General features: G+C 68.9%; 11 protein-coding genes. 4 read left to right on the top strand and 7 right to left on the bottom strand.

Going from position 1 to position 12,434, the window contains the following annotated elements; translation table 11 throughout:
• Positions 1–62: 62 nt before the first annotated feature.
• On the bottom strand, positions 63–2,303 hold the full coding sequence (locus LQ566_RS06100) for a beta-glucosidase family protein (protein ID WP_231090714.1): 2,241 nt from the start codon (positions 2,301–2,303) through the stop codon (positions 63–65).
• A 97-nt stretch (positions 2,304–2,400) separates the two neighbouring features.
• Between LQ566_RS06100 and LQ566_RS06105 the strand changes: the two genes are divergently transcribed.
• Together LQ566_RS06105 and LQ566_RS06110 are read left to right on the top strand one after the other, a co-directional pair.
• The gene (locus LQ566_RS06105) at positions 2,401–3,072 is read left to right on the top strand and encodes a TetR/AcrR family transcriptional regulator (RefSeq protein WP_231090715.1); all 672 of its coding nucleotides are present in this window, start codon (positions 2,401–2,403) and stop codon (positions 3,070–3,072) included.
• A 13-nt stretch (positions 3,073–3,085) separates the two neighbouring features.
• Positions 3,086–3,607, top strand: coding sequence for a tetratricopeptide repeat protein (locus LQ566_RS06110; RefSeq protein WP_231090716.1), 522 nt, complete (start codon positions 3,086–3,088; stop codon positions 3,605–3,607).
• A 103-nt stretch (positions 3,608–3,710) separates the two neighbouring features.
• On the opposite strand, the gene LQ566_RS06115 is transcribed toward LQ566_RS06110, so the two are convergent.
• Together LQ566_RS06115 and LQ566_RS06120 are read right to left on the bottom strand one after the other, a co-directional pair.
• Positions 3,711–4,037 carry a hypothetical protein gene (locus LQ566_RS06115; RefSeq protein WP_231090717.1) on the bottom strand — a complete coding sequence of 109 codons (327 nt, stop codon included), beginning with the start codon at positions 4,035–4,037 and terminating at the stop codon, positions 3,711–3,713.
• Positions 4,038–4,085: 48 nt separating this feature from the next.
• On the bottom strand, positions 4,086–4,850 hold the full coding sequence (locus LQ566_RS06120) for a sugar phosphate isomerase/epimerase family protein (RefSeq protein ID WP_231090718.1): 765 nt from the start codon (positions 4,848–4,850) through the stop codon (positions 4,086–4,088).
• Positions 4,851–5,071: 221 nt separating this feature from the next.
• Between LQ566_RS06120 and LQ566_RS06125 the strand changes: the two genes are divergently transcribed.
• Positions 5,072–6,271, top strand: coding sequence for an ROK family protein (locus LQ566_RS06125; protein ID WP_231090719.1), 1,200 nt, complete (start codon positions 5,072–5,074; stop codon positions 6,269–6,271).
• 171 nt (positions 6,272–6,442) lie between these two features.
• Positions 6,443–7,924, top strand: a complete 1,482-nt coding sequence (locus tag LQ566_RS06130; RefSeq protein WP_231090720.1) for a carboxylesterase/lipase family protein — start codon at positions 6,443–6,445, stop codon at positions 7,922–7,924.
• Positions 7,925–8,089: 165 nt separating this feature from the next.
• On the opposite strand, the gene LQ566_RS06135 is transcribed toward LQ566_RS06130, so the two are convergent.
• The 4 genes from LQ566_RS06135 to LQ566_RS06150 all read right to left on the bottom strand — a co-directional run bounded on the left by LQ566_RS06135 (position 8,090) and on the right by LQ566_RS06150 (position 12,396).
• The gene (locus tag LQ566_RS06135; RefSeq protein WP_231090721.1) at positions 8,090–9,076 is read right to left on the bottom strand and encodes an LLM class F420-dependent oxidoreductase; all 987 of its coding nucleotides are present in this window, start codon (positions 9,074–9,076) and stop codon (positions 8,090–8,092) included.
• Between the two features lie 110 nt (positions 9,077–9,186).
• Positions 9,187–10,083: a carbohydrate ABC transporter permease gene (locus LQ566_RS06140; protein ID WP_231090722.1), complete on the bottom strand. Its 897-nt coding sequence runs from the start codon at positions 10,081–10,083 to the stop codon at positions 9,187–9,189.
• A complete protein-coding gene (locus tag LQ566_RS06145) occupies positions 10,080–11,066 on the bottom strand; it encodes a carbohydrate ABC transporter permease (RefSeq protein WP_231090723.1) in 987 nt (328 codons plus the stop codon). Before LQ566_RS06145 ends, LQ566_RS06140 begins: the two co-directional genes overlap by 4 nt.
• Position 11,067: 1 nt before the next feature.
• Positions 11,068–12,396 (bottom strand): ABC transporter substrate-binding protein, encoded by a 1,329-nt coding sequence (locus tag LQ566_RS06150; protein WP_231090724.1) that lies wholly within the window; start codon positions 12,394–12,396, stop codon positions 11,068–11,070.
• Between the last annotated feature and the right edge of the window lie 38 nt (positions 12,397–12,434).

The following is a 12,434-nucleotide window of genomic DNA, read 5'->3' on the forward strand; positions in this document are numbered from 1 at the left end:
ACAGCCTGAAGGGCCGCGATCCGGAGAGATCGCGGCCCTTCAGGCTGCTGGGACGCCGGCCGTCAGGCGTTCGCGGCCGCGATCAGCTGGTGCATCGCCTCGGGTGTCATCGGAGAGCCCGGGAAGGCGACCATCCGCGCGAGCGGAAGCGACTGCAGCATCGCCAGCATCCCCTCGTCGAGCTCGGTGGGCGCATCGGAACCCGCACCGAGGAACCCGGAGATCGCCTGCTGCACCATGGGCCCAACGACCGGATGCGCCAGCACCTCACCCAGCGAGGAGTCGGGGGTGATCGGGATGGTCACCTCGTCGGCTGTCACGCTCACCGTCGCGGACCCGCGCAGGTCGCGGCTGGATTCGCCGACCGAGACGGTGTACTCGCCGCCCTCCACCACCCAGCGGTCCACACGCACGTCCCAGTACGCCAGATCGGCGCGCGGGATCCGCAGTTCGACAGTCGTCGTGGCACCGGCAGCGATGGCCACCGACTGGAACGCCTTCAGCTCGCGGGGCGCCCGCTGCACGACGGAGGCACCGATCGAGGCATAGGCCTGCACGACCGTGCGACCGTCACGCTCGCCGGTGTTGGTGACGTCGACGCGAACCGTGATCCCGTCGTCGTCCGCCGCGGCGGAGACGTCGCCGTACGCGAACGAGGTGTACGACAGACCGTGTCCGAAGGGGTAGGCCACCTCCAGCTCCCGCGCGTCGTACCAGCGGTAGCCCACCAGGATCCCCTCGCCGTAGCGGACGTGGCCGAACTCACCGGGGAAGTTCCCGAAGGACGGGTTGTCCTCCAGCTTCAGCGGGATCGTCTCGGTGAGGCGCCCGGACGGGTTGACGGCGCCGAACAGCACCTGGGCGGCGGCATGACCCCCACCCTGCCCACCGAGCCAGGCCTCCACGATCGCGGGGACCTCGTCACGGAACGGCAACGCCACCACCCCACCGTTGGAGAGCACGACCACGATGTTCGGGTTCGCCGCACGCAGCTCCGCCACCAGCGCGAGCTGGTCGGCGGGCAGGTCGATGTCGGTGCGGTCGTAGCCCTCGGACTCCGCCGCAGCGGGAAGGCCGAGGAAGGCCACGACCACATCGGCCTCCGCCGCAACGGACACGGCTTCGGCGCGCAGTGCGGCCGCGTCTCCGGATCCATCGAGCGAGAAGCCGGCCGCGTAGGTCGCATCCGGCGCGATCGCGCGGATCTCCTCCAGCGCGCGATCCAGCCGAGTGGGGTTGATCAGCGAGGAGCCGGCGCCCTGATAGCGCGGCTGGTCGGCGAAGGCACCGACCACGGCGATGCGCTGTTGCGGGTTCAGCGGGAGGATGTCGCCGTCGTTGCGCAGCAGCACGATGGACCGCGCCGCAGCCTCCCGGGCAAGATCGTGGTGCGCCTCGACGTCCAGCGCCCCCGCGGGCTTGACCACGGCACTCGTCCGGCGGATGAGCTCCAGCATGCGCTCGGCAGCCAGGTCGAGCACCGACTCGTCGATGCGCCCCGACTCGATCGCATCGACGATCTGGGCGTCGGTGCGTCCGCCGCTCGCGGGCATCTCCAGATCGAGCCCGGCCACCAGCGCGGCGACGCGATCGTTGACGGCTCCCCAGTCGGAGACGACGAGACCGGTGTATCCCCACTCGTCGCGCAGCACGCTGGTCAGCAGCCACGGGTCCTCGGAGGCGTAGACGCCGTTGATGCGGTTGTACGAGCACATGACGGTCCAGGGCTGAGCCTCGGTGACCACCCGCTGGAAGCCGCGCAGGTAGATCTCCCGCAGCGGGCGAGCGTCCACGTCGCTGGAGGCCCGCATACGATCGGTTTCCTGGTTGTTGGCGGCGAAGTGCTTCAGCGACGACCCGACGCCCTGGGACTGGATGCCGCGCACCAGCGCCGCACCCATCACACCGCCGATCAGCGGATCCTCGGAGAAGTACTCGAAGTTCCGGCCGCACAGTGGCGACCGCTTGATGTTGACGCCCGGGCCGAGGATCACGGCGACGTCTTCGATGGCCGATTCCACGCCCAGCGCCACACCGACCCGCTCCGCCAGGTCGGGGTCCCACGACGAGCCGAGTCCCACCGCGGGCGGGAAGCAGGTAGCGGGCACGCTGTCGCCGAGGCCCAGGTGGTCCCCTCCGGTGTTCTGCTTGCGCAGTCCGTGCGGCCCGTCGGTGAGCATGAGCGCCGGGACTCCTGCGCGCTCCACCGACTTCGTGGTCCAGAAGTCCGCGCCGCTGGTGAGCGATGCCTTCTCGGCGGTGGTGAGGTCGGAGACCTCGGGAAGCTGTCCGGAGCCAGTCATGGGGATCCTCTCATCGATGAGCGTGCGGGCCGTGGCGAAAACTTTACGTCATTCGGTTTGTGATGGCAATGGTCCCGTCACCTGGCAGACTCGGCACATGGCAAAACGGGGTTCGTACGCGAAGGGCATCGCCAAACGCGAGGAGATCCTGGAGCGCGCGCTCGAGGTGATCGCCCGTTCCGGCATGCGCGGAGCGTCGGTCAAAGAGATCGCGGATGCCGCAGGCCTCACACCTCCGGGGCTGCTTCACTACTTCGACAGCAAGGAGGAGCTGTTCACGGCGATCCTGCGCAAGCGCGACGAAGTGGACGGGCTCACCTTCATCCTCCCGGACCTCGACACCAGCGACACCACGGCCGTGTGGGAGCAGGCGACGCAGGCCTACCTCGCCGTCATCCGCCACAACGCCTCGGTCCCCGGGCTCGTCGAGCTGTTCTCCCGCCTCGCGGTCGACGCCGCGGACGCCGAGCACCCGGCCCATGACTACTTCCTGGAGCGCAGCGAGCAGCTCCACGCGCGATTCGCGCGCATCGCGGCTGCCGCCCAGCGCGCCGGGATCATCACCGACGCGATACCGGCCGACTCCTTCGCGCGCATCCTGCACGCCACTTCCGACGGGCTGCAGCTGCAGTGGCTCACCGACCCGGAAATCGACATGGCGGGCGCGGTCCGCGACCTGTTCGCGGCCTTCGCGCCCGCAGACGATCCCGATGCGGCGCGACCGGGTCGAACCGCGGTCGGCGACGCCGGTGCGGGATCAGCAGGCTGAAGGGGGAAAGAGCATGACCACCGACGACGCTCTCCGCGCACGGCTGGACGAGATCTTCGCCGCACGCGATCGCGCGCACATGGCACCCACCATCGCGGCGTTCCGCGAGATCCTTGCGGAGCATCCGGACGACCCCGCCGTCCTGTACGAGGTCGGCGGTGCGTACGACACCGACGGTCAGGAGGAAACCGCGCTGGACTACTACCGCCGGGCGATGGCAGCAGGTTTGGAGGGGCACTGGCTTCGGCAGTGCTATCTGCAATACGGCAGTACGCTGCGCAACCTCGGTCGCGTCGATGAGAGCCTCGCCGTCTTCGACGAGGGCATCACCCGGTTTCCGGAGTCGGAGTCTCTCGGCATCTTCCGCGCGCTCACGCTGCACGCGGCGGGCCGCCCCAGCGCGGCGCTGGGAAGCGTTCTCGCGGTGATCGCAGACCGCTTCTCCACCCCCGAAGTGCAGCGATACGAGGCCGCGCTCCGCGGCAATGCCTCCTATCTGCTCTCGCTGGACGACGACCAAGCGTCACCCGCGTAGGTGCGCAGCGGGCCTGACGGGCCGGCACGTGCCGCGGGTCCGCCCGCTGTTCGATGCCTACTCGACGCCGGCGTGGCGCGTGCCGGATCGTTGTCGGGGATTCCTAGCCGAACTGTCCGTCGGCGCTCTGGATGATCTGCCGCATCAGCTCCGCCGAGATCTCCTCAACGACACCATCGGTCCATTCGTGCACGGTGTAGCGGACTCCGAGTTCGTCGAGCAGCGCCGCGGTGCGCTCCAGGCGCGGAACCACATGGATGTGGTCATTGCCGAACAACGATGCCGAGTACACGGGCGCGCCCGCGAGGATCGCGTCTCGCAGCTCCACGCTTGACCGGCCGGTGATCCGATAGAGACGCTTGAGAGCGTCGACGGTGATCGCCGACGGATCGACGACGGTGAGCGAGAGGGCGTTCTCGGGAACGGGCATATGCCTATCCCACCACGCACACCCGGAGAGTGCCCGGGCATGCGTTCATCAGCGGCTTGTGACCCAGCCCCGCAGCGTCGCGGCTTCGCCTGCGAGGAGTGCCGGATCATCGTGCGGCACGAACTCCAGCAGGGCGTCACGCGGCTCGGTGGCCGTCTGGAAGAGTGCCGCCCACAGGCTCGCCCGTTCCGCCAGCCGCAGGCGCTCCGCCGCCGGCCACCAGGAGAAGACGTGCACGGCGGCGACGGCATCGCGCAGCTGATCGTACTCGTGCAGGGCCGCGTCGTCGGACGCCCCCACCGTCGGCTGCCAGTAGGTGCGCAGCGCGGGGACGTCGTCGAGCAGCCTTCGAACCGCCCCCGGCGTGTCGGCGATGGTGCCGGAGTGGTATTCGAGCGCGAGCGTGATCCCCCGTTCGCGCGCCGAGGCACATGCGTCGGCGATCGCCTCGGTGATCGCGCTCCGCTCCGCCTCGCTCGCCTCCGCGGATCCGATCCGCCCGGCCCAGATCCGGATGCGGTCCGCGCCGAGCGCCGCCGCAGAGTCCAGCACCGGCGAGATATCCTCCTCCGCGCGCCAGTACGACCCGTACGATGCGACGGCGAGGCCGGCATCGGCGGTGCGCTGCGCAACGATCTCCGCCCGCGCTGGGTCGCCTGCCGGAACGTGGATGTCCGCACCCCACTCGATGCTCTCCAGCCCCGCCCCGGCGGCAGCGGCGATGACCTGTTCCGCCGCGAGCTGGCGGAACGTCACCGAGCACAGTCCGATGCGCGGGCGCCGGCCCACGTGCCCGTCGTCGATCGGATGCATCGCTTCTCCCGTCCTCGCCGCAACCCTCTCAGCCAAGCCGACGCCCGTCGGCCGCGCAACCGGCTCATGGCCCGGCGCACTCTGGTGAGACGCGGGTCCGGACGGAGGAGTGTGCTCCCACATGAGGACGACAGCGGTCGATTCGTCCTCGTTTCGCGACATGCTCCTCGTTTCGCGACGTGCTGACGCGTCGGGCGCGCGCTCTGCGAGAGAATCGAGGGGTGCCCTCCCCTGACTCCTCGCGCGGTTCGCTCACCTCGGAGGACGTGCGTCGCCACAATCTGGGCCTCGTGGCGCTGGCGCTGACGTCCGGCCCGCTCTCCCGCAGCGAGCTCGCCCTGGAGACGGGCCTCACCCGCGGGGCGATCACGTCGCTGTCGGCGGAGCTCATCGAGCACGAGATCGTTCGCGAGTCCGACCGCATCGCCCCCGAGGGACGGGGCCGCCCGAAGACGCTGCTGGAACTGTCGGCCACCGACGTGGCTCTCATCATCGCCACCCTGGATGCGGACCGGGTGGAGGCGGTGGTGTCCACGCTGGACGGCCAGCGCCTGGCCCGGTTCTCGCGGCGCCACGGGCGTCCGATCGGAGATCCCGGCCCCGTCGTCGACGCTCTGGCCCAGGTCGTGTCGGAAGCTCTCGCCCATGCCGCCTCGGTCGGCAGACCCCTGGCGGATCTGTCCGTGGTGGTGTGGGCGCCGGTCGGCGGCAGTCCCGCGGTCGTGCTCGCCGACACGGATCTCGGCTGGGAGCGCGTCGATCTCATCGGCCTTCTCCAGCAGCGCCTGCCGCGACTCCGCGCAGCGCAGATCCCGCTCATCGCCGACACGTCGGTCGCAGCGCTGGAAGAACACGCCGATGCCGGGTCGCCGCCGCACCTGGTGTATCTGAAGAGCGATTCGGGCATCGGAGGCGCGGTCTTCGCGGACGGCCGTGCCCTGACCGGCGCTGCGGGATGGGCGGGCATGCTCGGCCATCTGCCGGTGATCGCGGACGGTGCGCTCTGCGAGTGCGGACAGCACGGATGCCTGGTCACCGTCGCCGGCCCGGACGCCCTTCTCGCAAACGCCGGTCTCACCGACGTGGCGGACACGGACGGACTCGACGCCGCCCTGGAGCGGTTCGTCACGGGGGTCCGGGATGGGCGTCGCGGATTCGTGGACGCGTGGGCCGTGGCTCTCCCCCACGTCGCCCGGACTCTGCAGATCGCCCTGCTCACCGTAGGCGCCGATCATGTCGTGCTGGGCGGATACCTGGCAGCCTTCGCCGAGGACATCGCCGACGAGCTTGCCCGGATCGCCGTCAGAGCCGGCGGCGCCACGCCCCCGCAGGTCACCGCCAGCCGGCTCGGCGCCGACGCCGCACTGCTCGGCGCCGAACGGGCGGCACGACTGCGGATGATCGACACGCTTCTCGGCTGACGCCGCGGAGCCGCAGGGCCACCGCCCTGCGCATCACGCCCGATTGGCCCGGCCGCGTAAAACCGAACGGCGATTGCTTTTCACCACCGCATCGCCTAACTTATTTCACGGAATGAACTTAAGGGCTCCTCGCTACGCTGATGAGCATCGCCCTCGTGATCCGGAGACGCCATGACTGAATCCCCCGCCTATGTCGAAGTTCAGACACGAGCCGGTCGCGTGCGCGGCCTCTGGCGCGACGTCGCCGGATCATCCGTGCGAAGCGCGTCCTTTCTCGGAATTCCGTTCGCGCAGGCTCCGGTCGGGGAGCTGCGCTTCGCCGCCCCGCGCGCCGTCGAACCCTGGCCGGATGTGCGTGACGCACTGGAGCAGGGAGCCACGGCCCAGCGCGGCGACCCGGGAATCACGCTGATCCCCGAGCCGTCGGTCGCCGGCGACAGCACCCTCAACGTCAACGTGTTCACGCCTGCGCCCGGTGACACCACGGCGAAGCTGCCCGTGCTGGTGTGGATCCATGGGGGCGGGTACGTCGCCGGCTCGCCCGCCAGCCCCTGGTACGACGGCCGCGCCTTCAATCGTGACGGCGTCGTCACGGTCTCGATCGGCTATCGCCTCGGCTTCGACGGCTTCGGCCACATCGACGGCGCCCCCTCCAACCGCGGCGTACGCGACTGGCTGGCCGGGCTGGAATGGGTGCAGCAAAACATCACCGCGTTCGGCGGAGACCCCTCCCGCGTGACCATCGCCGGGCAATCGGCGGGAGGCGGAGCGGTGCTCACCCTGCTCGGCATGCCCGCAGCCCAGCACCTCTTCCACGGCGTGTATGCGCTGTCGGGTGCGCTCGCCGATGTCGCCCCGGAACGCGCCCGCGCGTTCAGCGCGAAGATGGCGCGCGAACTCGGAGTCCCCGCAACGCGCGACGGATTCTCCTCGGTCTCGGAGGAGGACGTGCTTGCCGCTCAGCGAAAGCTCAGCCAGCTCGACCTCAGCTCGATGGGCGAGACGGTCGATGAAGGCCTCGGGCTCGGCCCCGCCGTCGACGGTGATCTCATCACTCGTCCCACCGCACAGTCCCTGGCGCAGGGAGTCGGCGCGGACAAGCCCCTGGTTCTCGGCGCCACGGACGATGAGTTCTCGATGGCGGTGCAGGATCAGGCCAGCAAGCTGCGCTGGATCCCCCTTGCTCTGCTGCTGCGTCCCTTCAAGCTGACCTCAGCCGTCCGACGGGGCTACCTGGCCGCGAACCGGCCCGTGGTCGCGCGCGGACACGCCGCCGTACTCGGACGCCTGATCACCGACAAGATGTTCCGCACCGGAGTCGTGAGAACGGCCCGCGCGCGGGGCGCGGCCCCCACCTGGGTGTACCGCATCGCGTTCCGCTCCACGAAGTTCGACGCCGCCGTGCACTGCATCGACGTGCCGTTCTTCTTCGACTGCCTCGACGGCCCCGTGGTCGATGCCCTCACCGGCCCTCACCCGCCGCAGGCTCTGGCCGACGCGATCCATGCGGCGGCCGTGGCATTCGTGAAGACGGGCGACCCCGGCTGGACCGCGTGGTCCGCGGTGCCCGACTCCGGCGTGGTGTTCAGTGCTCCCCCCGCCACGCAGACGGAGGAGACCGGCGGCTTCGCGTCGGTCGAAGCCCTGCTGTAGCGGCACGCCGGCGAGGCCACGGGAGCGCGCCGGATCCGTCTGCCGAACATCGAGCCGACCGCGCCTGCGCCGGACCCCGCGGTGCCGGAACCGGGAGCGCCCCGGGATCCGTCCGCGAACCCCTGATCGGCGACGCGACGCCCGGGTGCGCTGACTCGTCCCGCGTCAGCGCAGAGCGGGGATCACCTCGCTCGCGAAGAGCTCCAGTCCGGAACGGTCGTACGCCGCCTCCGGGAAGTAGTGGATCGCGTAGCCGAGGCCGTGCTCGGCACGCTCCGCCAGCTTGGCGACGATCTGCGTCGGCGTTCCGAATGCGTCCGAGGCGCGGTACTCGGCCTCGATGCGCGCGGCCCGCTCATCGCCGACATGCGGCCGCAGCCGGTCGATCACACCCGCGAGCCGCTGCTCGGCTTCCGCCTCTGTGGCAGCGACGATCGTGTTGAAGTTGGACGATCGGGTGATCTCCGAATCGTCGCGCCCGAGGGCACGGCAGTGCTCGATGAGCACGGCATTCTTGTGATCGAACTCGTCGAGCGAGCCGGTGAAGTTGGTGTACGACGCCACCTGTGCCGCGAGCTTGAGGGTGACCTTCTCACCCCCACCGGCGATCCAGAGCGGAATTCCGCCGTCCTGCAGCGGCTGAGGCTGGACGATGGCGCCGTCCACCTGGTAGTACCGGCCGTTCAGCGTCGCAGTGCCGGTGCGCCATGCCTGGCTCATGATGTCGACGCCCTCGCGCAGCATGCGCAGGCGATCGGGGATGTCCGGAAAACCGTAGCCGTAGGCCCGCCACTCGTGCTCGTACCAGCCACCGCCGATGCCCATCTCGGCACGACCTCCGGAGACGATGTCGACCGTGGCCGCGACTTTCGCGAGATATGCGGGGTTGCGATACCCCATGCACGTGCACATCTGCCCGAGCCGCACGCGCGAGGTCGACGCTGCGAACGCGGCCATCAGCGTCCACGCCTCGTGCGTGGCCTCGCCGCTGGGCACCGGGGTGGTGTGGAAGTGGTCGTACACCCACAGCGATTCCCACGGCCCGTCGTCGAGCTGGGCCGCGACGCCGTGCATCCTCGCCCATTGCTCGGCGGGGTCGATACCCACCAGATCGAATCGCCAGCCCTGGGGAATGAACGCGCCGAATCTCATGCGGCCAGCCTAGATCCGCCGGCGCCCGTCCGCGAGACCCCCGTCGGTGGGCGACAACCGCCGCGTGGCGCGGCTTCTCGCCCGCAGACGGAGGTCTCGCGGGGGCGGGATCAGCCCTTCACACCGGAGAACTTGATGCCCTCCACGAACTGCTTCTGCGCCGCGAAGAACAGGATGGCCACCGGGATCATCACCAGCACCGTGGCCGCCATCGTCAGGTTCCACTGCACGTGGTGCTGCGACTGGAACGAGGCCAGCGCAAGCGACAGCGTCCACTCATCCTGGTTCTCGCCCGCATAAAGCAGCGGTCCGAAGTAGTCGTTCCACGCGTTGAGGAAACTGAACAGGGCCGCGGCCGCGATCCCTGGCCGCGCCATCGGGATCACCACCCGCCACAGCACTCCGAATTCGCTGGCGCCGTCGATTCGCGCCGCGTCGATGTAGGACTGCGGGATGGTGACGAGGAACTGGCGCAACAGGAAGATGCTGAAGGCGTCGCCGAACAGGTTCGGCAGGATCAGCGGCCAGAGCGATCCGGTGAGCCCGAGGTGCGCCCAGACCACGTACATCGGGATGGCCGTGACCTGGGTCGGCAGCAGCATCGCGATGATCACGAAATAGAAGGCGGCGGTGGAACCCTTCCACTTCATCCGCGCGAGGGCGTACGAGACCGGGATGCTGGAGAGCAGCATGAACAGCGTGGCTAGGCACGCGTACAGCAGCGTGTTGCCGAGGTAGCGCAGCAGCGGGACGCGATTGAAGACCTCGACGAAGTTCTCGGGATGCCACGTGGTGGGCCACAGGTTGCTGGTGAGCGCCTGCTGATCGCTCATGAACGCGGTGAGCACCACGAACACCAGTGGGGCGACGAACATGATCACCAGCGCGATCGCGACGGCGTGCACCGCGACCCAGGTGAGGAAGTTCTGCCGCTTGGCGCTGCGCGGGGCGCGGACGCGGGTGCGTCCTCCGCGCGCGGGAACGGTGAGCGCCTGCGTCGCCATCATTCGTCCTCTCCGACGCCCGCGAACCGCATCCGGCGCACGAGCACGATGGTGAAGATCCCCGACAGCACGAACAGCACGATGGCCATCGCGGAGGCATAACCCATGTGGTACTGACGGAACGCCTGCTCGTACAGCCACATGGGGAAGGTCAGGGTGGAGTTGTCGGGATAGCCGAGTGACGGGGTCGGGCTTCCAGACGCGGTCTGCCCCGCCACGATCGCCTCGGTGAAGTACTGCAACCCGACGATGATCGAGTTGACCACCGTGAACAGCAGCACGGGGGTGATGGCCGGCAGAGTCACGTGCCAGAACTGTGTGAACTCCCCCGCCCCGTCCAGGGAGGCCGCCTCGTACAGCTCGGTCGGAACGTCCAGCAGGGCCGCGAGCAGGATCACCATCGCCGAGCCGCTCATCCAGAGGGCGATCGTGGTGAGACCGGGCTTTGACCAGGCGGGGTCGTTGAACCACAGCGGCGCATCGATCCCGATCCAGCGCAGGAACTGGTTCACGGGTCCGGAGCCCGGGCTCAGCAGGAAGACGAACGACAGCACCGCGGCGACCGGCGGAGTGAGCGACGGCAGGTAGAACAGCGTCCGGAACACTCCGGCGCCGCGACGGATCCGCACGAGCACCAGGGCGACGAACAGGCCGAAGCCCACGCGGCCGATGGTCACGGCGATCGTCAGCCACACGGTGTTGCTGAGCGCCTTCCAGACCAGGGGGTCCTTGAAGAGCAGGTGGATGTAGTTGCTGAATCCCGCGAAGGTGGGGTCGTTGATCAGGTCGAAGTTCGTGAAGGAGTAGAACAGCGTGGCGATCAGTGGGTAGACGAAGAACGCCAGCGCACCGATGATCCACGGCGACATGAACAGCAGCACCGTGAGCTTGCGTCGTCTCCGGCTGCGGGTGGGACGCATGACCGGCGGTGCCGGTGCCCCCGCGGGGGCGGCCGGAGCCACCCCCGCGGTCGTGACAGCACTCATCTCACTGCCCCAGGGCGTTGGCGTCGTTGATCTGCTGGTCGACGTCCTTCAGCCCGGCCGCAAGGTCGGTCTTCGAGCCGCCCACGAACGCCGTCTCGAAGTCCTGCGCGATCTTGGTGTACGCATTGCCGTTCTTCGTCGCCGGGTTGGTCTGCACCTTGCCGCTGTCGAACATGTCCAGGAACGTCTGGAACTGCTCCGGAAGCTCCAGGTCGGGGGACTTCAGCGCATCGGTGGATGTGGGGACGTTGCCGAGCGCGTTGGCGAGCGTGACGAGCGCGTCGGTGTCGGTGGTGAGGTACTTGATGACCTCCCACGCCGCTCCGGCGTTCTGCGCGCCCTTCGGCATGCCGATCACCGTTCCGGTGGTGTACCCGGTGCCGTACAGTTCGGGGTGGTCGTCGGCCACCGGCATCGGCGCGGTCGCGTAGTCGAGATCCGGCGCGCCGTCCTTGATGAACGCGGTGCGGTACTCGCCATCGAAGGCCATCGCGATGCGGCCGGTCTGGAAGTCCTGCCCCGCCGAGTACTGCTGTCCGGCCTCCGCCGTGAAGCGCGTGATGTTGTCGAGCCCGTAGAAGTCGGTGATCTCCTTCTGCCACTCGAACATCTCGGTCCAGGCGGGATCGGCAGCGAGGTTGGACTGTCCGTCCTTCGTCTGCCATGTCGCGCCCCACTGTGGCGCGAGCATCTCGATCGCGTTGGCGTAGTACCCCGGCGTCGGCACGTATCCCGCCACCTTGATGGACCCGTCAGCGTTGAACTGCGTGAGCTTCTTGATGTCCTCGGTGAACTCGGTCATCGTCTTCGGCGGCGCGGTGATGCCCGCGTCGGCGAACATCTTCTTGTTGTAGTAGAGGCCGTAGACGTCCGCCAGCAGCGGCATCGTGCAGCGAACGCCGTCGTACTGGGTGTAGTCCAGCGTCGCCTGCGGGATCTTGGTGAGATCCACCTTGTCCCGGTCGATGTAGTCGGTGAGGTCCTGGAACGTTCCCGACGAGCAGAACTGGCCGACGGCGTTGCTGGAGAACGAGATCGCCACATCCGGCGACTTCCCGCCGCGGATCGCCTGTGTGATCTTGTCGTCGGTCTGGCTGCCGACGTTCTTGATGGTGATGTTGGGGTGCTGCTCGTGGAAAGTCGCGAGGATGCCGTCGAGGGCGGCGAGCTCACGGTCGGAGAAGGCGCTCCACACGGTGACGGTGACCTTCTCGTCGTCACCCGGTGCCGCGGCCGGCGCACCACCGGTGCCGCCGCCGGTGCCGGAGCAACCGGTGAGGGCGAGAGCGCTAGTGGCCAGGAGGCCGGCCAGGGCGATGGACTTCTTCATTGATGTCTCCGATCGTGCTGTGGTGGGGAGGTGCCGGC

Source organism: Microbacterium nymphoidis, assembly GCF_021044885.1.
GTDB classification, from domain to species: Bacteria; Actinomycetota; Actinomycetes; order Actinomycetales; family Microbacteriaceae; genus Microbacterium; species Microbacterium nymphoidis.